The organism is Thermosphaera sp. (assembly GCF_059755995.1).
On record NZ_DBOUKL010000020.1, the window covers coordinates 1 to 21801 of the forward strand.

A 21801-nucleotide genomic window follows, 5' to 3' on the forward strand; every position below is an offset into this window, starting at 1 on the left:
TAATATTTTATTACAGGAGATTATTAACTATTTTTCCAGCGGTTAGAACGGGATAGGGGCTATCATAAGCACTAGGATTACGGTGCACATGCTGTTAACGATCAAGCCAAGCTTATTCCCCAGCACCTCGTAGACTATTCTCCCGCCGTCCGTTATGAATATGGGGGCGGCGTTGATCAATGCTAGGTTGAAGTTTACCAGGTATATCCATGAGAACGCTTTCAGCAACCCTGTTGATGATGAGTATCCGAGGAGTCTTGCTAACCCTTCAGCCGGCACCCTTGTCTCGGTCAGGTTGACCCCGAGCTTCACGGGGGTGCTGTTCTTGTAGAACTGCTTGACAACTACTTCCCCGTCAGGCTTCAAAACCTCTAGAACAAGCACGCCCTCGCTACTGCTTGAGAGAATGCTTCTCAAGCTTTCGAAACCCGCCAGCCTGGTCCCGTTAATGGTTAGCAGTATGTCACCGCTTGAAATCCCCAGGGATTCCGCCAAACCTCCCTGCTCAACCCCTAGCACGTAGAGGGCAGGTGTTGACGAGAGGAGAATTATGGCTAGGAAGGCCAACCCGATGATAAAGTTTACTGCAACGCCTGCTGCTAGAATGCTCGTTTTAGCCTTCAAAGGCGAGGGGTTAAACCTCTCCTCTGAGACTTCGACAAAGGCTAGTGGAAGGATGAATGCTATCATGAATCCGAAGGACTTAACCTCCACGCCGTTGCTCACAGCTGTTTTAGCGTGGAAGTATTCGTGAGTGATTGCCGCAATGCTGACAGCGATTATGAAGTAGAGTATGTCCAAACCCTTTATGTTAACCCCCGGGATCAATAAGACTGCACCCGGAGCATTGCTCACAACTCTTGAAACAACAGTGTTGACGGAAAAGTATAGGAATAGCCCGAGGGAGATCGCGAACAACCCCGTGAAGACGTAGCTCAGCTTCTTGAAAACCCTGCTCGTCTCCAAAGCAGATTTCTTCCTAAGGATGAGGATAACCCCGTACTTCAACTCTACACTGCTGCCTCCCGCAAGCTTTTTCGAAAACCTGAGCAGCGCGTTAAGCACTAGCCACAGCGCTAGGATCGCGGTCAACGCTGTTGCGAACGCGTCCATGTATTTAAACACACCAGGGTAGAATATTGTTAAATGTGCTTTAAATAATAATTGTCAGTGAAGGGTAGAGGAACCCGGGTCTTGGTCAGGGAGAAGGTTAAGAAAACGCCTGAGTTCAAGGAGGTTGTTTACAACGAGGCTCACTGGAGCCTGCTGAGGAGTTTGAGGAGGGAAGCTATTAGAATAGTTGAAGCCTTAGTCGTCACCGGGTTAAACCCCGTAGTGCACGGGAGCGTTGCAAGAGGCGATGTATGGGAATGGAGCGACATAGACGTCTTCATCCCCTACCCGATACCCTCGTACAAGCTGGAGTATGTTCTAGAGTTGAGCGGGCTCCAGGTCAGGAAGAAGTATATTGTGATGGCAACCCCTGCCAACACTCCTAAAGCATACATCGTGCTGGATGATGAGGAGAGGAAAACCGTGAGCTTCCCCCTCGCGGACTTGAAGCCCCGCGAGTACGAGTTCTACAGGTTTGGGGGACTGCTCGACAGGGATGGATTAGCCCGAGATAGGCGGGTCCCCGGGGTTAACAAGAAGCTTGTGTTGATCGAGCCGGTTGCTAACGGGCACTTAGAATCTCCAGTGATAGGTTTCGAAAGCGTTGTAGCCGAGAAGCTCGGTATCAGTGTTGAAACAGTTCTCGAGAGGGTTAGGGTTCTCAGCAGGAGGGACAGCGTTGGGAGGACAGGGGTTTTCCTCAAACACGTGCTACAGCCTGACGAGACCTTCGAGCACGCTATACAGGAGCTTGCGAGAAGGAGCAGTATTGTGCGGAGGGCTCTCCAGCGTTAGCAGGTCTTGCTCTGCAACGGGTATCTTAAAACCGCTATAATGCCGCCGAAACCGCTTACTTCAACGCCAACATCCGATCTCCCAGGGATGATCCAAACGTCTGCTTTCGATGAGAATGCTTTGTCAAGGGTTTCGAGAACCCTGTTCCTAACTCCTTCATCACCGCTCTTAATCAGGTCTGAGACAACGACAAGCTTGTCTACAGCGCTCATCAATGCTGAACAGTAGGCTTCGTCAACCCCGTACGCAACCCTCTCAGGCTGCTCCACAACCAGTTTCTTGAAAACCTCGAAAACCTCCCGGGCCCTTATGATTGAAAGCTCTGAGACAGCTTTCTTGACAACATCTCTTCGAAGAAGCTCGTTTAAGCCGCTGCAACCCCCTATTGAGGTTGAGTCCACATATACTGGTAAACCCTTCAGACCTGAGCGTATGAGATCGGCAAGCGTGTTTTTCAGGTCGCCTGGTCCGGCAACAATGACCGCGTCAACCTTCTCCCTTGAAGCATATTCTGATACAAGCTTAAACACCTCTTCCAAGTAGTTTCTAAGCAAGCCGTCGTACCCGCTAGCGTACATCTTACCCGGCAGCCTCCCATAGGCCTCGCTGAGCTGTACAACACCCTGCTCAGTCAGCATGGCTATGCACGCCTCGTCATGATCAATATTCACCAGCATCACCCTCCTCCTCTTCACAGAGCTCCTTCTCAAGGCTTCAAGCTCGCTGGCCGACCACTTCTCTTTGAACACCACCAGGGCGTCGCCGGGGGAGAGGTTGATCGTGTGGTAGTGTCCTTTCACGCCGAACTCCTCGGGCCCCTCCACCACAATACCTCTAACTCTCAGCCTGTCAGAGAACTCCTGGAACTCGAGCTTCTCCACTCTCAAGCCCAGGGTCATGGAAACCCTCCTGCTCGAGCCCCCCTCACCCTGCTTCACCTCGCGGCTCGTCCTCCCGTAGACGATGTCCCCTGGGCTCAGAAGGTTGTAAAGGATCCAAAGGTCGTCCTCGTCCTCGACGAGTATTTTAATCCATCCCTTCTTCAAATCCTCCTCAAGTATTTTCAAGCCACACCACATTTACGAAGCATGTTTATGAGATTGTTTAAACATTATTTTTAAAGGGAAGCACATGCTACTGGATTTCTACCTGCTGGACGTCAGCTACGAAGTAGTTTCCCAGGAACCCCACATCATAATATGGGGTGTTACAAGGGATGGTAAGAGGGTTCTTTTAAGGGACAGGGGGTTTAGGCCGTACTTTTACGCTATTTTACGGGAGAAAGCGAATGCTGAAGCCGTTGCGAGAAGGATTATTGGCTTATCAGAGAGATCCTCGCCCATTATAAAGGCTGAGCCTGTTGAGAAAAAATTCTACGGTAAACCCGTTAACGCTTTAAGGATAACGACCGTGATACCGGAGTCTGTTAGAAGGTATAGGGAGAAGGTTAAGGAGATACCTGAGGTTGCCGAGGTTGTTGAGGCCGACATAAGGTTCAGCCTGAGATACATTATCGACCATCATTTAAAACCGTGCGGATGGCACAGGGTGGAGGTTGAAGCCAGGGGTAAGAACCCGGCATACAGGGTTGAGGAAGAGTACGAGGTTAAAGGAGAGATCACGCCTCTTGATGACTGGTCGACCCCGGAGCTCAGGATCATGGCTTTCGATATCGAAGTCTACAGTGAAACAGGGTCTCCTAAGCCTGACAGAGACCCTGTCATAATAATAGGTGTTCTAACAAGTAACGGAGTCTTCAAGCAGTTCCTCGCCGACGGCTTCAACGATAAGAACGCTATCATAGAGTTCGCCAGGTTCATCCAGACCTACGACCCGGACATAATCGTAGGGTATAATAGCAACAGGTTTGACTGGCAGTACCTCCTGGAAAGAGCCAGCACGCTGGGCTTGAGACTGGATGTAGGAAGGAAGAGGGATTCTCTCCCGTCGACAAGCACTTACGGACACGTCTCCGTGGCCGGGAGGCTGAACGTTGACCTTTACAATTTCGCGGATGAGATACCCGAGATCAAGATCAAAAGCCTCGACGTTGTCGCAGACTACCTGGGAGTGATGAAGAGGGATTCAAGGGTTTTAATAGACTACGTGGACTTCCCGAAGTACTGGAACGACCCCTCTAAGAAAGGGTTGCTTTTAAAGTACAACGAGGATGATGTCCGCTCAACAATGGGGTTGGCTGAAAAATTCCTCCCGTTCGCGATGCAGTTATCGAACATTACCAGGCTCCCGCTTGACCAGGTTGGGGCGGCGAGCGTGGGGTACAGGCTTGAATGGTTCCTGATGCACGAGGCGTTGCTGAATAACGAGTTAATCCCTAACAGGGAGGAGAAGGAGGCTGAAACATACAAGGGTGCCGTGGTGTTAACGCCTTTGAAAGGAATACATGAGAACATAGCGGTTTTGGATTTCACGAGCATGTACCCTAACATAATGATCAAGTATAACGTGGGCCCCGACACCGTTGATAGATCAGGCGGGTGCAGCATAGCCAGCCACTACATAGCGCCCGAGGTCGGGCACTGCTTCAGGAGGGATCCCCCTGGCTTCTTCAAGAACGTCCTCTCAATGCTCCTCGGCTTGAGGAAGCAGTTGAGGAGTGAGATGAAGAAATACCCGCCGACAAGCATGGAGTACAGGCTACTTGATGAGAGGCAGAGAGCGGTTAAAATCCTGGCTAACGCGACATACGGTTATATGGGCTGGCTCGGGGCCAGGTGGTACTGCCGCGAGTGCGCTGAAGCTGTCACAGCCTGGGGCAGGACGATGATCACAACAGTGATCAACAGAGCGAGGGAGATGGGTTTGAAAGTAATATACGGCGACACCGACTCCTTGTTTGTTGAGAACGATCCTGTGAAGGTTAAGAACCTCGTGGAGTACGTTGAGAAGGAGCTGGGCTTCGAGATAAAGATTGACAAGATTTATGAGAGAGTCTTCTTCACCGAGGCTAAGAAGCGTTATGCGGGGTTGCTCACGGATGGCAGGGTAGATATAGTCGGGTTCGAGGCTGTTAGAGGGGATTGGACAGAGCTCGCTAAGGAGGTGCAGGAGAACATTACCAGCATCCTCCTGAGAGAGAAGAACGTGGACAAGGCTGTTGAATACGTGAGAACAGTCATAGCGGACCTGATGCAGTACAAGATACCGCTTGAGAAGATGGTCATATGGAAAACCCTGACCAAGAAGATTGAAGAATACGATGTGGAATCACCACACGTTTCTGCTGCGAGAAAGCTTGAGAGGAAAGGGTTGAAGATAGATGTAGGGGATAAGGTAGGGTTCATCATAGTTAAAGGAGCTGGGAAAATATCTGAGAGAGCTGAGCCCTTCAGCCTCGTCAAGGATCCAAGACTGGTGGATGTCAACTACTATATTGAACACCAGGTGGTGCCTGTAGCGTTGAGAATACTGGAGTACTTCGGGATCACGGAGGATGATTTAAAAAAGATTGCTTCAACAGCGGGTAAGAAGAGCTTGTTCGACTACCTTGGGAAACGCTAGGATTTAATGAGGCTGTGAAAATATATAAAAATAAGTATTTTACTTACTTCTAACCAATATTTCAGATAGTGGTTAAGAGGTCGGCTTATGCTGGATGAATTATCTACAGAGGTATTGATCAGGGAGTCCATCTATACTGCTATTTTATTCATATGGGTGTTGATCGTTGTAATCCCTCTCACGAAATTCACCTACAACATGATGATTAAGAAGGGGACCACGCACATCAAGGCCGTGTACTATAACAGGAAGATCATTCACATCCTAGCCGGCGGCGTCGTGTCAATATTAATCCCCCTTCTCGGGTACACCACGCCGTTAACGATTATCCCAATGCTCGTCCTCCTATTCCTTGCAACATACATCCCGCATAAGACGGGCAAGCTCCTCTACTGGTTCCAGGATCCCGACAATATCAACGAGGTGAACTTCGTCATAATGTGGGGTGCTGTAATGATTACCTCCTGGGTCGTGTTCAGGGACTGGGTCTACGGCGTTGTCCCCGTAGCATTCATGTCCTTCGGCGACGGGATAACCGGGATCGTGAGGAACGCGCTGTATAATAAGAGGAATAAGTCATGGTTCGGCAACCTCGCGATGGCTGTTGTAACAGTGCCTGTGGGGCAGATCATCCTCGGCCTTCCCGGGGCTTTCGCAGGACTGGTTGCAAGCATTATTGAGCATTTCGAGATACATAGCAAGATCGATGACAACATAACGGTCCCGTTGGTCAGCTTCCTGATCATTCTAGGCTTCCGGCTAATCGGGGTTTAAATTTTCTCTCCCACACCCTGTTTATTACGCCGGTTACTAGTTAACACTATCTAGGATGGTGGTGAGCATGGATTACAGGGTTAAGGATTTAAGCCTCGCGCCCGAGGGAAGCCTCAAGATTGAATGGGCTGAGAAGCACATGCCTGTTCTCGTGCTCCTGCGTAGGAGAAGCCGTGATGAAAAACCTTTCAAAAACCTCAGGATCGGCGCAGTCCTACACGTTACCAAGGAGACAGCCGTCCTGATGAAGGCTTTCAAGGATGCTGGGGCTGAGGAGGTACTACTAGCCGGGAGCAACCCGTTGTCAACACAGGATGATGTCGCCGCCGCCCTGGTCGAGTACGGGGTAAGGGTTTACGCTTGGAGGGGTCAGTCGCCCGAGGAATACTACTGGTGTTTGAGAAAGATTGCCGAGAGCCAGCCGGACATAGTGCTTGATGATGGAGCAGACCTCCACGCTCTCCTCCACTCGGAATACCCTGGTTTAGCCGAGAGAATAGTGGGAGGGACTGAGGAGACGACCACCGGTGTGAACAGGCTGGTTGCCATGGAGAGGGAAGGGGTTCTCAAATACCCTGTGATAGCCGTGAACAACGCCTACACCAAGCACATGTTCGACAACAGGTATGGGACAGGGCAGAGCACTTTCGACGGAATACTGAGAGCCACCAACATACTTGTGGCCGGCAAAGTCGTCGTGGTAGCAGGGTATGGATGGGTTGGCAAGGGAATTGCCGCGAGAGCCCGGGGGCTGGGGGCTAGGAGGGTTATCGTAACCGAGGTTGACCCTATAAGGGCTCTTGAAGCAGTCCACGACGGCTTCGAAGTCATGAAGATGGTTGAGGCAGCCCCTCTCGGGGACGTGTTCATCACGGCCACGGGCAACAAGGCTGTTATCAGAGGGGAGCATCTCCAGCTTATGAAGGATGGCGCCATACTTGCTAACGCAGGCCACTTCAACGTTGAGGTCTGGATACCGGATCTCGAGAAGCTGTCGGTGGGGAAGAGGCTTATCAGGAGCAATGTCGAGGAGTATGTGCTGAGGGATGGGAGAAGGCTCTACCTGCTCGCAGAGGGCCGTTTGGTAAACCTGGCCGCGGCTGAAGGACACCCAAGCGAGGTAATGGACATGAGCTTCGCCAACCAGTTTATCGCTGCTAAATACCTTGTAGAGAACAAGCACGCGTTGAAGCCAGCGGTCATGAACCCGCCGCTCGAATCTGACAAAATGGTCGCGCGCTTGAAATTAGAGTCAATGGGTATATCCATTGACGAGCTGACCACGGAGCAGGAGGAGTATTTGAAGTCGTGGAAGGCTGGCACGTAGGAGGGCTGTTTAAATGGGCCCGCGGGGATTTGAACCCCGGTCCACCCGGTTATGAGCCGGACGCTCTACCTGGCTGAGCTACGGGCCCTCGAAACCCCTCATGATTCTTAACTAGTCTATTGGTTTTTTAACCTTAACGCCACGCGGCCGGCTCGAGATTTTTCACTACAGGCGTGTTTCGAAAAAGAGATTCCCCCGGTTCCACTGTGAGGGTTACCTGGGCGCAGACCCTCCCGCATGCTTTAAGGCGCAGACGTATTTGCAAGCCGCGTCAGCAGCTATCGCCCCGTCCGCGGCTGCTGTTATTATCTGTTCAAACCTGTACTTGAACGGTCCTCCCGCCGCGTCGCCTGCTACGAATATGCCTGGCAGGTTTGTGCTCCTGTCAACCTTAACCATCACCCTCCCGGTCTCGTCGAGCTCTAGGCCTATCTTCTTGAAGAACTCGACGGGTGGTTGAAGCCCTATCTCAACGAAGACCCCGTCCACGTTTACAACGCTCTCCTCCCCGGTAGCCAGGTTTAGAACCCTGATCGCTTCAACCCTGTCCCTGCCGATAATCTCCTTGATAACGCTGTCGAGTAAGAATGTGATGTTGGGATTGCTCCTGGCTGCTTCAACGTAAACGTTGAAAGCCCTGAACTCGCTCCTCCTGTGTATCAAGTATACTTTAGAAGCTATCTTAGCCAGGTATATGGCTGAGGTTAGCGCAGCGTTGCCTCCTCCAACAACCGCTACCGTTTTACCCTTGAACAATGGCCCGTCACAGGTTGCGCAGTAGGAAACCCCTTTACCAACAAGCTCCTTCTCGCCTGGAACACCAAGCTTCTTCTTCTCCGACCCAACCGCCAGGATTATGGAGTAAGCACACACCTCCTTCTTCAAATCCCTCAGCCTCACACACCAAAGGTTTTCCTCAGGCTTCCTCACAACGTCGACAACCTCGTCGATGACTATTGGGACATTATACTTCTTCACATGCTTCACGAACTTGTCGGCGAGATCGTTGCCTGAGACGTCGGGTACTCCAATATAGTCGTCAACCAGGGGTGCCTCCGTGATGTTGCCCCCTAGCAGCTTCGTCACCAAGAGTGTTTTATGCCCGTATCTCACACTGTACAGCGCAGCTGTCAAACCTGCCGGCCCTCCCCCGACCACGATGGTCTCATACCTGTCCTCTATCGCGGGAGCGGTTCTCGCCGCGGATAAACCGGTAATCCTGAACTTAGTGCTCATTAGGTTCACCTAAACATGGTAATAAGCTTCAAGCGTTTTAAACCATGAAGCACATACTTGTAAACAGGTGTGTGGCTCTTGGAGTACACTACTCTTGGCTGGACTGATTTAAAAGTTTCAAGAATAGGATTGGGCACGTGGCAGTACAGTGAGGCATGGGGGTTAACCGATTACGAGAAGGCTAAGCAGGTGATCGCTAAAGCGGTTGAGCTAGGCGTAAACTTCTTCGACACCGCCATGGTTTACGGGAGAGGGATGAGCGAGGAGTTCCTGGGAAGAGCCCTCAAGGAGGTTGATGTTAAGAGAGACGACGTGGTTATTGCTACTAAAATACCTGGCGAGTTCCTCAACCCGCACGACATCTTCAAATCTGTTGACAAGTCCCTGAAAAGGCTTGGGGTTGACTCAATAGACCTGCTCCAGCTTCACTGGCCGCCCTGCTGGCACAACTTCCCCACTTCAACCTATGCTAAAACGCTTGAAAGGCTTGTCCTCCTGGGCAAGGTTAAATACCTGGGGGTCAGCAACTACCCGGTGGTGTTGATCGAGGAGTTGAGATCATCCTTCTCCTTCACCGACATTGTCAGCATGCAGTACAGGTTCAACCTGGCTGAGAGGTGGGCTGAGGAGGAGCTGATACCTTATGCTGAAGCAAACGACCTCACCTTCATACCCTGGAGCCCCCTGGCCAAGGGGGCTTTAACAGGGAAGTACTCGCCGGGAGCCCTGCCCGAGTTCAAGGATGTCAGGGGCGGTGAAGCTGTTTTCCACCCTGAGAACTTTGCAAAGCTTGAGAAGCTGTTGAACACGCTGCGCGACGTGGCTGCAAAATATGGTAAAACCCCTACCCAGGTCGTGCTGAACTGGATGCTGAAATACAGTCCTGTCATACTGCCAATACCGGGTGCTAAGACGCCGGAGCAGGTTGAGGAGCTGGCTGGGGCGCTCGGCTGGGAGCTCTCCTACGAGGATTGGAGAAGGATTGATGAGGAGAGCCGTGCTGTAAAGATATCCTACGCTACCTGGTAGTCCTCAGTAGTAATGCATTGTAGACTATGACACCGGATAAGGCGGTGGCCGGCAAGCCCTTAGGGAAGTTTCTAATCCATACTGTTTTAACGTTTTCAAGCTCCTTCCTACTAGGCTCTACATCACCCGCGTTTAAAACCACCGCAGCATTCCCGCCTGTTGTGAAAACCTCTTCAAACCCCTTTTCCTCGCCTTCATCGCTCAAGTAGTAGACCGGGTCGGCACCCAGGATTCTCGAAACATCTGCCAGCTCCGGTAGAACTATCAGGGGCTTCCCAGCCTTGTAGGCTATTTTATGAGCCTCCGGCACACCTATCTGTGCCGCCGCTCCTATGGGCTTAACGATCACGGGGGTGAACCCGTCGACCAGGTACATTGTCTTAAGGAATTCTACAACCTTGTGTATTCCTGTTGGAGAGTAGAGCACAACGTACATTTCAACCCCCTTCCTCATCCAGCTTACTGGCAACGTATAAACCTATCGCCTTGGCGAGAGGCGGGGGAACCGCCTCACCGATCATATTGTACTGGTCATCCCTGCCTCCTGTGAAGACGAATGAGTCTGGGAAACCCATTAGCCTTGCCTGCTCCCTAACTGTTAGAAACCTGTTCTCGTAGGGATGTATGAAGCGTGAGGATCCCAGCACGGTGGGGGCTATCCTGCGCGGGTGAAGCCTTATCAGGTTTGGAAGCTCCTTATCAGCCCCCTGGTAGTGAATCATGGCCTCGCCCCAGTCAAGCATGCTCATCCTTTTAACCTTTCTACGGGAAGGCTCCTTCGGGGGTTCATGATTAGGCGGGAAGCCTCCCGGCGGGGGGAGATTGCTGAGCGCCTCCTCAACCGTTACGACCCTGGGGCTGGGGGGAGGCTGTATTCTAGTGTTTGAAACAAACACTCTTCTCCGGTGGCTTGGAGTGCCGTACTCTTCGGCTTCAAGAATGTTGAAGTAAACCTTCTCGTACCCAGCTCTTTCAAACTCGCCTAGCAGAGCGTCTTTTAAACCATCCTCGGTTATTGCTGGAACATTCTCCATCACGAAAACCCTGGGCTGGAGAACCCCCAGGATCCTGATGTAGTGGAGTGTTAGCTGCCCGGCAGGGTCCTTGTACAGCCTGTCCAACGGGTTGCGCTCCCGCCTCGGGTTCGCTCCTGTGAACGGCTCGCAGGGAGGGCTCCCTATTAACACATCTATTTTCACATCCTTCAGCGTCTTCCTCAGCAGTGGATCACTAACCTCCTTAATGTCTTCGAGCAGGACTTTCACTGTTGGAAAGTTCAGCTTGTACGTAAGCCCTGCGGGGTTGTAGTTGTCCACGGCGAGGATTGTTCTAAACCTGCGTGTCAGGTGGAAGCCGAGGGAGAATCCTCCCGCCCCGCAGAACAAGTCTACTACGGTGTATTCTTTCAACTCAGAGCTCACTCAGCTCAGCTATTTTCTCATCAAGCTCCTTGATTTTCAACTGGAGGAGTGAAACTATTTCGTCGTTGTTAGACTCTAGGAGGTCTGCTCCCTCGTTAACGCATTTGAAATCGTTCAGGTAGGCTTCCTCGAAGGAGTATCTTCTGCCGCACACCGGGCACTCGTAGATAATGTTATCCCTCTCGTAGCTGAGCCTGGCCTCAAGCTTCTCCCTAGCCTTCTTCAACCTGTTGAGCACGAAGCTCTTAAGCGCAACCTTGTTTAAAACCCATGTGTGAAGGGTTGCATCCCCTGTCTTCAGCTTCCCGGGCACTATTATTGCTTCCTCGGACATTTTCTGAAGTACTTTCCTCCCTTCATTAGACTTGATCCCGGTGTCCTTGGTTAGGGTTTCCTCAGCCACATACCCGTTGTTCTCCAGCATGTAGTCGAATAATTGCAAGGCTATCTCTCCATAAGTCTTACGGATGATGTCCCTGGCAATCCTCATTAAAGCGTTATCCTCTTTCCTCGGCAGCGTAACCACCATTCCAAGTCGGCAGAGCCCAGTTCATTTTTTAATTTATAAATACCCACTCATAAATTCAACTCTTACCTACGAGCCCTAGCGTGATACTATGAGGGCTGGCGGGGGTTTCCACTATTGTTTAAAGCTTCAGCTCGACGAAGTCTTGCCTACCACTATACCTCAGCCTTGAATCCTTGCCAACAGGCTTCCTGAGTATGAAGAGTTTTTCATGATATATCAGCAGGAAATCCCTGTTTCTCAAACGGCTCCAAACCTCCCTGGTCGTTTTCATCTTGTGCTGTATTTTAACAACCTCCTCCATCAGCACGAAGCCGGTGTCTAGAAGTGTTAGCAGGACGTAGTGGGTTAGCGGGACATAGTGCTTCCTAACCCGTGTGTCTCCTACGAGGATTGCCAGGGTCTTCCCGGGTTTAAGCACCCTGTAAATCTCCCTGGCCACCTCCTTGAACAAGGCCAGGAACTCCTCCAGCCCTCTCACAGCTGAGAGGTCTCCCTCAGACTTCTCCACGCCATACCTGACTATGTTGAGGTAGGGCGGGTGTGTCGCCACCAAGTCCACGCTATCATCCTGTATCTTATCCAGCCTCCTCGCATCCCCGTGGTAGATTCTATACCAGCCCCGCGGGGCACCACTGCCCTCCAGTGCTTTAACCAGGTAGTAGAGCCTGTGATGGGTTAGCATTACAGCATTATAGTTTAAATCCACGCCGATACAGTTCCTCCCGAGCAACACGGCTTCAACACACGTTGTCCCCGAGCCAACCATGGGGTCTAGTACAATATCTCCTTCACCAGTGTACTTGAGGATTAGCGCACGCGGGATTTGTGGAGGCCAGTTCCCCCTGTAATCTCCTTTATGAGTAGCCCAGGAGCCTCGCTTAGGGAAGCTCCAGACAGTGGTTGAAACATCGGGGAGCTCCTGCGAGGAGGGCTCCAGCCTCGTCACCTTGATAGGTTTAAGCGGGATGGTTTGATCATCAATGGTTATGATAGCGTTCCGGGAGGCGAAGTCCAAGTACTCCTCAACCAACACCTCTCTCACACATACCAGCCTCGGCCAGGGTCTCGGCGGGCTTGCAGGGGTGTGACAACCTTGTAATCCATCTTGCTCCTGAACACTGCTGTAACAATCCTCGGCAAGCCTACTACTCCTTAATTAACTATTGAGTACATTTAAACCTGAATTACTCCAGCAACCCCCAGCTCCTGGAGGAGTGCTGAGTGAACCGTTGCGAAACCACCATGGTAGCGGGAGTGTTTGAAATACCGTGCAGAAGCAACCACCCGCTTAGTTCACGGTTAAAAGACGGTGTAAGCATAAATTGCTGGAGAGGCCCCGGGTGCTTACTAGGTTGAGCCATAAGCTGTTAAAGCTGAAGGTTAGGAGTAAGGGTTGTGCAAGCTGCACTCTCACAGCAGTACGCCACCTCCTCAGGATACCTGGCGTGAAAGGCGTGAGGACTGCTGGGGATTACCTGGTCGTTGTAATGGACCCCAGGGCTGACCACACCCTGGTTTTAAACAATGAGGAGTTGAACCTTTACTACAGGGTTGTTGACTGGGAGGTTGCCTTGGAGGCTCCTCCCCAAGGCTTCAAGCTTTCCAAGGGATAGAAAAGTTTATATAGAAGCCATTAAATTCACAGATCATTGGATCCTTAGTTTACGAGGGTGAATGAAAATGGCTGTCGAACCAACTGGAATACCTGTATTAATACTTAAGGAGGGAACCCAGAGAACCGCTGGTAGGGATGCTTTAAGAACCAACATAATGGCTGCTAGAGCGGTTGCTGAAATGGTTAAGACAACGTTCGGGCCGAAAGGCATGGACAAGATGCTGGTTGACGCTCTTGGAGACGTCACCATCACCAACGACGGTGCGACAATCCTTGACAAGGCTGAGATACAGCACCCAGCCGCTAAAATGCTCGTCCAGGTGGCGAAGAGCCAGGACAGCGAGGTTGGGGATGGAACTAAGAGGGCTGTTGTCTTCTCCGGCGAGCTGTTGAAGAATGCTGAGGAGTTGCTGGCTAAGAATATTCATCCAACACTCATAATCGCCGGCTACAGGAGGGCGATGGAGGAGGCTCTAAACCTGCTCTACCAGCTCTCAGAGCCGATAAGCATTGACGATGAGGAGTCGTTGAAGAAGATTGCCAAGACCTCTCTAACCAGCAAGGCAGTGCACGATGCCAGGGAGTACTTTGCCGAAATGGCTGTTAAAGCGGTTAAGCAGATCGTTGAGCTGAGAGGAGACAAGTACTATGTTGACCTTGACAACATCCAGATAATCAAGAAGTATGGAGGCGCCCTCCTAGACTCAATGCTGGTCTACGGCATCGTGCTGGACAAGGAGGTTGTCCACCCTGGGATGCCGAGAAGGGTTAGCGAGGCTAAGATAGCCCTGCTCGACGCGCCCCTCGAGATCGAGAAGCCCGAGATCGATGCTGAGATAAGGATTAACGACCCAAGCCAGCTGAAAGCCTTCCTGCAGCAGGAAGAGGAAATACTGATGAAGCTTGTGGACAAGATCGTTGAGATAGGTGCTAACGTGGTCATAACCCAGAAGGGTATTGACGAGGTTGCCCAGCACTTCCTCGCTAAGAAGGGCATCCTCGCTGTGAGAAGGGTTAAGAGGAGCGATCTAGAGAAGCTGGAGAGAGCGACCGGCGGCAGGATCGTGAGCAACATCGATGACTTGAAGCCCGAGGATCTGGGCTACGCTAAGCTGGTTGAGGAGAGGAAGATTGGAGAGGACAAGATGGTGTTCGTTGAGGGATGCAAGAACCCAAGAGCTGTGAGCATTGTGATAAGGGGTGGTTTAGAGAGGCTTGTCGACGAAGCTGAGAGAAGCATGAGGGATGCCCTGTCCGCAGTGGCAGACGCTATCAAGGATGGACGCATAGTACCCGGCGGCGGAGCAATAGAGATAGAGCTGGCTAAGCACATCAGGAAACTGGCGACGAAGGTTGGTGGGAAGGAGCAGCTCGCCATAGAGGCTTTCGCCAAGGCCCTGGAGGGACTCGTGGTGACTCTGATAGAGAACGCTGGGCTAGACCCTGTCGACATGATAATGAAGCTTAGAGCAGCCCATGAGAAAGACGATGGCAAGTACATCGGGGTGAACGTGTTCACCGGCGACATTGACGACATGTACAAGAACGGCGTTATCGAGCCTGTCAGCGTGGTGGCTAACGCTATAAAGGCTGGCACGGAGGCTTCAACAATAATCCTGAGAATCGATGACTTAATAGCTGCCAGCAAGCTTGAGAAAGGCGCTGAAGCAGGCAAGAAGCCTGGAGAAGAGGAGAAGAAAGAGGAAGAATAATCTTTTCATCCCTCACTACTCAACCCTTATTAAAACAGGTTTTTTAAGGCTGGGATTGAAGAGAAGTGCTTCTCCAACATCCATGTAGGGAAGTATCCTAGCTGTCTCCTGGTCTAGGAAGAGGCTTCTCGAAACCACTTCCAAATCCGCGTTCGACTTGACCGAGTGAATGATCTTAGTGTTAGTGTTGACGAGGACCTGGTCAATTATTAGCGAGGGCGACTGCGTTATAACGCAGAAGCCTATGTTGTTCTTCCTGATCTCCCCCATCATCCTGGCTAGGAAGCCGACAGGGTTCTCCCTTCCCAGGTAGTTCTGGGCCTCCTCTACAAGTATCAAATACCTCTTCCTCAAGCCGTAGTTCATGTTAACCAGTCTGGCGAGAAGCATTGTGCCGTACACCCTCCTCACGTTAACGTTCCGGATCAGCGACAGGTCCACTATCAAGGGCTTGCCGGGGCCGGCCGCATCTCCCGGTAACCCGCTACTACTGCTGAATAATCTGGCATAGGGGTTTGAGGCTAGGATTTTCAGCTTTCTATGGAGTGAAAGCCTTGTCTCCCTCAGCCAGCTAGCATCGTCGTAGTAGGTTTCCAGGGCTCTCGCAAGGGATTCAACCCCGTCCAGCCTGCCTCCCTTCTCACTGATGATTCTCCAGAGCAGGTACTCCTGCGGAGGAGTCAAGCCCAGTACGTCGCTGATAACTTCTACATCGCTCCTGGGGTCGCTGGTGCTGAGGAATTCCACCGGGTTTTCAAACGGGTTGAGCCTCACCCCTTCAGCCACCAGGTCACCGTACTCGCCGTGCCAGTCGAGAATTATCACTGGGATCCCTTTCAGGCTAACCCTCCACGCTATTCTAGAAGCAGTGTAGGACTTGCCTGTCCCGGTCGCCCCGACTATTAGGATATGCCTGTTCAACAGGTTTAACGGTAGTCTAGCCTCAAGCCTTGGAACAGTGTTAATGGTCCAGCCTACCACAACGTAGTCTCCAACCTGGTCACCGCTCTCCACCCTGTGCTGTACAGGGTATTTAACCTTGGGTTTTGCAACCGTGAAAGGTATGGTGTCTAGCCGCTTCCTCCGTAGAAAAAACTCCTCAGCCCTGAAGATAATGCTTGCTTCCAGGATTCCTCCTCAACGATTTCGAAATCCAGGGTTTTACAGGAGGCTTTTAGCAAGTTGTAGATGAGCTCGGATTCCCTGACAGCATCCCCGCTGTTCTCTGCCTCTATCATTATCAGGGAGTCGACGCCGGTGTGGGATATGCTTGTTAAAACATTGTAGACAACCCCAGGGTTTTCGAGAACCCTTTGCTTGATAAGCTCTTCAATCCTGGAGAGCTCCTTCCTGACCTCTTCCTCCCCCGCATTTATGAAGCGGTAGATTCTTATAAGCCTGGGAGAATTCTTCACAACGCCCTTTGAAAAACGGATTGCTTAAAATGTTTGGTCTTCTAACCTTTTTATTGCTCGAAATCGGCTCCAACGAACACCTGGTCCATGGGGTTTAAGCCCAGCTGGGACGGGGTTTTCAGCACAACCAGGAATCCGTGTAGCGAAATAACTACTCTCTGGTTCTCGCCAACCCTGCCCACCGATACCACGTAGCCCTGGCCGCAGAAGTAGTGTTGGAGACAGCTCTCCTTCTCACTTGAAACCTCAACCCTCATGTTCTTACCGGTTAGCATTGCCTTGGGGATGATGTCGTTGTGTAGCTCAAAATCGAGCTTTACCTCACCGCAGGTAGCGTGCACCCTGTAAACCCTGGGCATTCTCAGGTCTTCGACCCCGTCAATCACGCATTCCAGCTTAACGCTCATGGCTCCGCACTCTCGTAAACCTATTTAATCTGATTTTTAAGTAAGAATTAATAACGTTAAGCTAAATTAAAGCTTTAGGTGATCAAGGTGTCTGTGATTGATGCTTCAAGAAAGCTTGTGAGCGAGCTCTCAGGCATGATTGACAAGAAGGTTAAGGTTATCCTTAGCGATGGGCGGCATTACGAGGGTGTTTTAATCGGCTTCGACCATCCATCCCTAAACCTGCTGATTCAAAACGCTGTAGACAATAACGGTGTCAAGTTCCCGAAGGTAGTGATAAAGGGGGATAGGGTTTCCGAGATACTTGTTTCCGAGGTTCCCTTGTTCGACCCCGAGGAGTTCAAGGATTTCCTGCTCCACGAGATGAAGATTGCTGAGCACCTGGTAAGGGTGATCCCGGAGGCCAGGATAGTGGAGGTTCAGGGAAGATACAGGGTTAGCGAGAAGGGTGTTGAAGGTGTTGGGCCGATGGCTGAAACACTGTATAGTCTCTGGAAGAAGTATACTGCTGTTAAAGAAAAGGCTGTAAAGGGATAGGCGATTTGTACTTTGAGCCTAGAGAGTACGAGCTCGCGGGGAGGATAGGGAAGCTTAGGACAAGGCATGGAGTGATTGAAACCCCTTTTTTATTCCCTGTTGTAGACCCGGTTAGGCAGGCTCCTGGCTTAAACGTTCTGCATGAAATAGGCTACGACGGATTCATCACGAACGCCTACCTTTTCTACAAGAGAAACAATGGAGCTGTAAGAAGCATTCACCAAGCCTTGAACTGGAGCAAGCCCATAATGACTGACTCAGGCGGGTACCAGGTCCTCGTGTACGGCGATGTCGAGGTAGACAATAAAACTATTGTCGAGTACGAGAAGAACATAGGGGTTGACATAGGGGTTATACTAGATGTTCCAACAGGCAGCAAGATGACGTGGGAGGAGGCTCTTAAAGCCGTTCGCGAAACCTATAGGAGGGCTGCTGAAGCCTTGCCCCTCATAATGGATTCAGACCAGGTATGGGTCCTCCCGATCCAGGGGTCGCCCTACAAGGACCTCCTGGTGAGATCCTCGATCCAGGCGTGGAGGCTTCCCTACCAGATGTACGCTATAGGCTCGCCGACGCTGCTGCTGGAGAAGTATGAGTACAGGGTTATAGTCGAGCTCACAGCACTGGCTAAGCTACACCTCCCTCCTGACAGGCCCCTGCACGTCTTCGGCGTGGGGCACCCGATGATCATACCGTTCCTCGTAGCTGTGGGGGCGGACTTCTTCGACTCAGCGAGCTACATACTCTACGCAAGGGATGGAAGATACATGACGGAGACGGGGACGAAGAACATAAGTGATCTAACCTACCTCCCTTGCAACTGCCCTGTCTGCAGCCGGTACAGTGCTGAGGAGTTGAAGGAGCTGGGTAGCAGGGAGAGGGAGGAGCTTCTGGCAACCCATAACCTGCATGTCTTAATGAAGGAGTTAAGAAATGTTAAGCAGCATATAAGGGAGGGCCGTTTATGGGAGCTTCTCGAGTACAGGAGTAAATCCCACCCGAGCTTGAGGAGAGCCTTCCACGTGGTTAAGAAGTATCGTGAGCTGTTGGAGAAGTATAATCCCCGTTCAAAGCCTGATGGTAGAGCATTGATGATTATTGACAGGGACTCGCTTGAAAACCCCAGGCTGGCTCACGCTAGGAGGAGGAGCCTCCAGGTTCTAGAGAACCGGGTGAGAGGGAGGAGGGTTATCCTGATCCCGGCTCACTCCAAACCCTTCAACCACCAGCCAGAGTACTTGAAGCTAACGGTGGGTCAGGCTGGAGTGGGGGAGGGGTTTGAAGTCTTGTTCATACACCCAGCCCTGGGAGTGTTCCATCCCTCGCTATCCCCGACGTACCCGTTCTACCAGCATGAGGGCGGGATAACCAGGGATGTTTTAAACCACAAGCACCTGGCAAGGCTCATGGATAAGCTGGTGGAGAAGGCTGGGGCCCGGGATTTAATAGTCCTGGAGTCCTCGTGGATGAGCAGGGAGCTGTTTGAAAGGATAAGGAAGTATTCAAGACATGGGGATAAAATCCTTATATATAGCTTAGGCGAGATTTCTTCTCTGCTAGCTCGCTCTCCATAGCTTTCTCAATCTTCTCCCTCTCCATCTCTATAGCGTCAATAATCTTGGCTTCTTCAAGCAGTGATGAAGTATCTATCCTAGTGTTCAGCAACTCCCCAACGATCTCGACAGCTACAGCACTGGCCCGCGGATCCGGCTTATAGAGATCCGTGTAAGCCAGGACCACTACCCCGTTTAAACCGTATGCTTCAACAAACATCATTGTCAAGGCTAACGGGCCTATTACATGCCTGTTCTTGAGGATTGGGGCGTTCAAGCTGATCCTGGTTCTCCCTATCGGTATCCACCTGTACTTCTCATCCTCGCTCTCCTTTAAACTAGGGTCTAACCCGCCGACCAGAACCGCCTCATCAACCTTGAAAGCCTTCATCAAGGATGCCGCGAACTCTGCGTAATCCGTTCTCTCATGTATGTGTGGAACCGCGTTGTTCAACAACACTAGTACTTTACGCCCGGACACCTCGCCCGCATAGAGCTCGAACGGGTAGAGAAGCCCGCCATCCCCGTACAGGGTTACCTCGGGCATGTGCTTCGTCCTGATCAACCCTATCTTCTCAAACTTCAGCTCCCTAACCAGGTGGCGGGTTGTCAAATATCCTACCATCCCGAAACCCTGGTAGCCTGTTATGAACAGCGCGTTCTCGAAGAGTGATTTGTCAAGGCTTTTCAAAGGTATTATCTTAATGCTCCCCATGCTTACCTCCCACATACTCTCTTATCCTTATTGCTTCACCCCGTTTATAATATACTATTTCCCAGCCCGGGAGCATGGCTCTCCCCACAGCGATCACCTCATCCCCATCCATGACTAAAACCTCATCCTCCGGCCTGATCCCCGGGTCAGCCATTAACACGTGCTTGCTGAAGAGGTTTCCGCCTTCACGTATGAAAACGCTGTACTCCGGCTTAACGTAAACCCGGTGATAGGGGTGGGGGAGGAGTTTGTTGAGCCTTCGGCCTGCCTCTAGGTGCAGGATGAACCTGTAGTCCTGTGCTCTAAGGGATAGGTACTTCTCCCCGTTAACAAGTATCATTCTCAGCTTGTAGGTTCTAGGGCTTAGGATGAAAACAGAGTCATCGGGGATGAAATCCTCCCCTCTAACGTTGAACTGGTACTCAGCTATTCTCCGCGCTTCATCCAGCTCCTCCTTTAAAGGCTTCCTCGTTATCAACCCTGAATCCTCGGCTTGAAAGCTTATTGATACACATACTTCACGTACTCCCCTTTATCTTTTACCTCTAGGGAGAACTCGTCAACCCTTCTATACTGCTTCTTACTCTTAACCTTCTCAACAGCTTTCAGGAAATCGCTCATGGAGACCACCCTCCTGTTCTCCCTGATAGCGTTGTACCCGGCCTCCGTGACAACGGCTTTGAGCTCGGCGCCGGAGAAGCCCTGGGTCATCTTGGCGATTGCTTTCAAGTCGACACTGCTGTCCAGCTTCATCCTGCGGGTGTGAATCCTCAGTATCTCAACCCTGCCGTCCAGGTCTGGGAGCGGTACTTCGATAAGCCTGTCAAGCCTTCCAGGCCTCAGGATGGCCGGGTCGAGGATGTCTATCCTGTTCGTCGCCGCGATAACCTTGATCCTGTCGAGGGGTTTGAAACCATCCAGCTCTGCGAGGAGCTGCATGAGTGTTCTCTGCACCTCTCTCTCACCGCTCGTCCCAATATCTATTCTCTTAGCCGCGATAGCGTCTACCTCGTCGATGAATATTATGGCAGGAGCCTTCCTGCGTGCGTAAGCGAAGAGCTCCCTGACTATCCTGGCTCCCTCACCTATGAACTTCTGAACCAGCTCACTCCCCACTATGCTTATGAACGTTGCGCCAGCTTCTGAGGCAACTGCCTTGGCGAGCATTGTCTTCCCGCAGCCTGGTGGGCCGTATAGTAGCACGCCTTTCGGAGGCTCGATGCCAACCTCCTGGAAGAGCTCAGGGTTCTTCAAAGGCAGCTCAACAACCTCCCGTAGCTCCCTTATCTGCTCGCTTAAACCACCTATATCATCGTACTTCACGCTAGGCTTTTCTATAACCTCCATAGACTGGACGAGGGCGTCAACATACTCTGGGAGAACATCCACTATTGTAGAACCCCTCTGGTTTAAAGCTACCCTTGCCCCGGGGACTATTCTAGACTTGTCAACGTTGTCTGAAACCGTGACTACAAGGGTTGGCCCTGTGCTACTTTTAACAAGAACCTTCCCATCCTGGAGCACGTTCTCGACTACAGCCTCGATCAAGGGTGAGGCGAGGAGCTTGTCGAGCTCGCTCCTGTAGTAGTTAAGCTTCAACAGAAGGTTCTTCCGCTCATTCTCCAGCGTTTTAACCTTGTTTTCAAGATACCTGACGTAATCCTCCTCGTTAACGACAACGTCAAGCCGATCCAGGTTTTCAATCTCACTACTCATAACGAAACCCGGTTTTATTATCCCATTATAAAACCCATTTAAACCATAGGTAGATATTGAAGCAGGGGTGTGGCGGGAAAATGCCATGCTACTGTGAAATATGTGGTAGAGAGGTAGAGGACAGCAGGGATTGTAGAAAGATCGTGGTAGAGGGGAGTGTTTTAATAGCATGCCCACAGTGCTACAACAGGCTTGTAACCCAGGGAAAGGCTAGGCCTTACATTGAGGAGAAGAAGAAAACACCACAGCCGAAGCCTGCGGCAACCCCGCCGAGGCCTAAAGCGGTCAGGGAGGAGTACGAGGTTGTCGAGGACTATGCTAAAAGGGTTAGGGAGGCTAGGGAGAGGCTTGGGGGGACGCAGCAGGGACTGGCCCAGAAGGGTAA

General features: G+C 51.4%; 22 protein-coding genes, 1 tRNA gene and 1 pseudogene. 10 read left to right on the forward strand and 14 right to left on the reverse strand.

The annotated features are described in order from the left end of the window. Window positions 1-42: 42 nt before the first annotated feature. Window positions 43-1113, reverse strand: a complete 1071-nt coding sequence (locus tag AC3OH0_RS01945) for a site-2 protease family protein (protein WP_498344555.1) — start codon at window positions 1111-1113, stop codon at window positions 43-45. 81 nt (window positions 1114-1194) lie between these two features. On the opposite strand from AC3OH0_RS01945, the gene AC3OH0_RS01950 reads away from it, so the two are divergent. Beyond that, window positions 1195-1908, forward strand: a complete 714-nt coding sequence (locus tag AC3OH0_RS01950; RefSeq protein WP_498344573.1) for a nucleotidyltransferase domain-containing protein — start codon at window positions 1195-1197, stop codon at window positions 1906-1908. Here AC3OH0_RS01950 and AC3OH0_RS01955 read toward each other — a convergent pair. Then, entirely contained in the window at window positions 1905-2975 is a 1071-nt protein-coding gene (locus tag AC3OH0_RS01955; RefSeq protein WP_498344556.1) for an mRNA surveillance protein pelota, read from the reverse strand. The genes AC3OH0_RS01950 and AC3OH0_RS01955 overlap by 4 nt on opposite strands. Before the next feature lie 64 nt (window positions 2976-3039). On the opposite strand from AC3OH0_RS01955, the gene AC3OH0_RS01960 reads away from it, so the two are divergent. The 3 genes from AC3OH0_RS01960 (at window position 3040) to AC3OH0_RS01970 (ending at window position 7531) form a co-directional block, all read left to right on the forward strand. Continuing rightward, complete coding sequence (locus AC3OH0_RS01960) at window positions 3040-5430, forward strand: DNA-directed DNA polymerase (protein WP_498344557.1); 2391 nt, start codon at window positions 3040-3042, stop codon at window positions 5428-5430. Window positions 5431-5517: 87 nt separating this feature from the next. Then, window positions 5518-6204 (forward strand): dolichol kinase, encoded by a 687-nt coding sequence (locus AC3OH0_RS01965; RefSeq protein WP_498344558.1) that lies wholly within the window; start codon window positions 5518-5520, stop codon window positions 6202-6204. A gap of 67 nt (window positions 6205-6271) precedes the next feature. Continuing rightward, window positions 6272-7531 carry an adenosylhomocysteinase gene (locus tag AC3OH0_RS01970; protein WP_498344559.1) on the forward strand — a complete coding sequence of 420 codons (1260 nt, stop codon included), beginning with the start codon at window positions 6272-6274 and terminating at the stop codon, window positions 7529-7531. Between the two features lie 14 nt (window positions 7532-7545). Here AC3OH0_RS01970 and AC3OH0_RS01975 read toward each other — a convergent pair. Both AC3OH0_RS01975 and AC3OH0_RS01980 read right to left on the reverse strand, forming a co-directional pair. Then, window positions 7546-7619, reverse strand: a tRNA-Ile gene (locus AC3OH0_RS01975). Window positions 7620-7744: 125 nt separating this feature from the next. Next, entirely contained in the window at window positions 7745-8767 is a 1023-nt protein-coding gene (locus tag AC3OH0_RS01980; RefSeq protein ID WP_498344560.1) for an NAD(P)/FAD-dependent oxidoreductase, read from the reverse strand. Between the two features lie 78 nt (window positions 8768-8845). Between AC3OH0_RS01980 and AC3OH0_RS01985 the strand changes: the two genes are divergently transcribed. After that, window positions 8846-9796: an aldo/keto reductase gene (locus AC3OH0_RS01985; protein ID WP_498344561.1), complete on the forward strand. Its 951-nt coding sequence runs from the start codon at window positions 8846-8848 to the stop codon at window positions 9794-9796. Here AC3OH0_RS01985 and AC3OH0_RS01990 read toward each other — a convergent pair. The 4 genes from AC3OH0_RS01990 to AC3OH0_RS02005 form a co-directional block, all read right to left on the reverse strand. After that, window positions 9786-10232 (reverse strand): RecB-family nuclease, encoded by a 447-nt coding sequence (locus tag AC3OH0_RS01990; protein ID WP_498344562.1) that lies wholly within the window; start codon window positions 10230-10232, stop codon window positions 9786-9788. The two genes, AC3OH0_RS01985 and AC3OH0_RS01990, sit on opposite strands and share 11 nt — an antisense overlap. A gap of 1 nt (window position 10233) precedes the next feature. Further along, window positions 10234-11205 (reverse strand): DNA cytosine methyltransferase, encoded by a 972-nt coding sequence (locus AC3OH0_RS01995; RefSeq protein WP_498344574.1) that lies wholly within the window; start codon window positions 11203-11205, stop codon window positions 10234-10236. A 1-nt stretch (window position 11206) separates the two neighbouring features. Beyond that, complete coding sequence (locus tag AC3OH0_RS02000; protein WP_498344563.1) at window positions 11207-11746, reverse strand: transcription factor TFIIE; 540 nt, start codon at window positions 11744-11746, stop codon at window positions 11207-11209. A 118-nt stretch (window positions 11747-11864) separates the two neighbouring features. Then, window positions 11865-12788: a DNA methyltransferase gene (locus AC3OH0_RS02005; RefSeq protein WP_498344564.1), complete on the reverse strand. Its 924-nt coding sequence runs from the start codon at window positions 12786-12788 to the stop codon at window positions 11865-11867. A gap of 310 nt (window positions 12789-13098) precedes the next feature. Between AC3OH0_RS02005 and AC3OH0_RS02010 the strand changes: the two genes are divergently transcribed. Both AC3OH0_RS02010 and thsB read left to right on the forward strand, forming a co-directional pair. After that, complete coding sequence (locus AC3OH0_RS02010) at window positions 13099-13359, forward strand: hypothetical protein (RefSeq protein ID WP_498344565.1); 261 nt, start codon at window positions 13099-13101, stop codon at window positions 13357-13359. Between the two features lie 67 nt (window positions 13360-13426). Further along, window positions 13427-15073 carry a thermosome subunit beta gene (gene thsB, locus AC3OH0_RS02015; RefSeq protein WP_498344566.1) on the forward strand — a complete coding sequence of 549 codons (1647 nt, stop codon included), beginning with the start codon at window positions 13427-13429 and terminating at the stop codon, window positions 15071-15073. Between the two features lie 15 nt (window positions 15074-15088). Here thsB and AC3OH0_RS02020 read toward each other — a convergent pair whose 3' ends face one another. The 3 genes from AC3OH0_RS02020 to AC3OH0_RS02030 are packed head-to-tail and all read right to left on the reverse strand — an operon-like array spanning window position 15089 to window position 16895. After that, complete coding sequence (locus AC3OH0_RS02020; protein WP_498344567.1) at window positions 15089-16087, reverse strand: ATP-binding protein; 999 nt, start codon at window positions 16085-16087, stop codon at window positions 15089-15091. Between the two features lie 56 nt (window positions 16088-16143). Then, a complete protein-coding gene (locus AC3OH0_RS02025) occupies window positions 16144-16488 on the reverse strand; it encodes a hypothetical protein (RefSeq protein WP_498344568.1) in 345 nt (114 codons plus the stop codon). 50 nt (window positions 16489-16538) lie between these two features. Continuing rightward, the gene (locus AC3OH0_RS02030; RefSeq protein ID WP_498344569.1) at window positions 16539-16895 is read right to left on the reverse strand and encodes a DNA-directed RNA polymerase subunit G; all 357 of its coding nucleotides are present in this window, start codon (window positions 16893-16895) and stop codon (window positions 16539-16541) included. An 87-nt stretch (window positions 16896-16982) separates the two neighbouring features. On the opposite strand from AC3OH0_RS02030, the gene AC3OH0_RS02035 reads away from it, so the two are divergent. After that, window positions 16983-17432 carry an Lsm family RNA-binding protein gene (locus AC3OH0_RS02035; RefSeq protein WP_193436863.1) on the forward strand — a complete coding sequence of 150 codons (450 nt, stop codon included), beginning with the start codon at window positions 16983-16985 and terminating at the stop codon, window positions 17430-17432. 5 nt (window positions 17433-17437) lie between these two features. Further along, window positions 17438-19006, forward strand: a complete 1569-nt coding sequence (gene tgtA / locus AC3OH0_RS02040) for a tRNA guanosine(15) transglycosylase TgtA (protein WP_498344570.1) — start codon at window positions 17438-17440, stop codon at window positions 19004-19006. Here the strand turns inward: tgtA and AC3OH0_RS02045 are convergent. The 3 genes from AC3OH0_RS02045 to AC3OH0_RS02055 are packed head-to-tail and all read right to left on the reverse strand — an operon-like array spanning window position 18957 to window position 21416. Beyond that, window positions 18957-19700 carry a proteasome assembly chaperone family protein gene (locus AC3OH0_RS02045; RefSeq protein ID WP_498344571.1) on the reverse strand — a complete coding sequence of 248 codons (744 nt, stop codon included), beginning with the start codon at window positions 19698-19700 and terminating at the stop codon, window positions 18957-18959. The two genes, tgtA and AC3OH0_RS02045, sit on opposite strands and share 50 nt — an antisense overlap. Continuing rightward, complete coding sequence (locus AC3OH0_RS02050; RefSeq protein WP_498344572.1) at window positions 19687-20178, reverse strand: PUA domain-containing protein; 492 nt, start codon at window positions 20176-20178, stop codon at window positions 19687-19689. The genes AC3OH0_RS02045 and AC3OH0_RS02050 overlap by 14 nt, the downstream gene beginning before the upstream one ends. 23 nt (window positions 20179-20201) lie before the next feature. Beyond that, window positions 20202-21416, reverse strand: a complete 1215-nt coding sequence (locus tag AC3OH0_RS02055; protein WP_193436358.1) for a proteasome-activating nucleotidase — start codon at window positions 21414-21416, stop codon at window positions 20202-20204. 80 nt (window positions 21417-21496) lie between these two features. On the opposite strand from AC3OH0_RS02055, the pseudogene AC3OH0_RS02060 reads away from it, so the two are divergent. Then, window positions 21497-21801, forward strand: a pseudogene (locus AC3OH0_RS02060) (multiprotein bridging factor aMBF1); the annotation flags it as partial.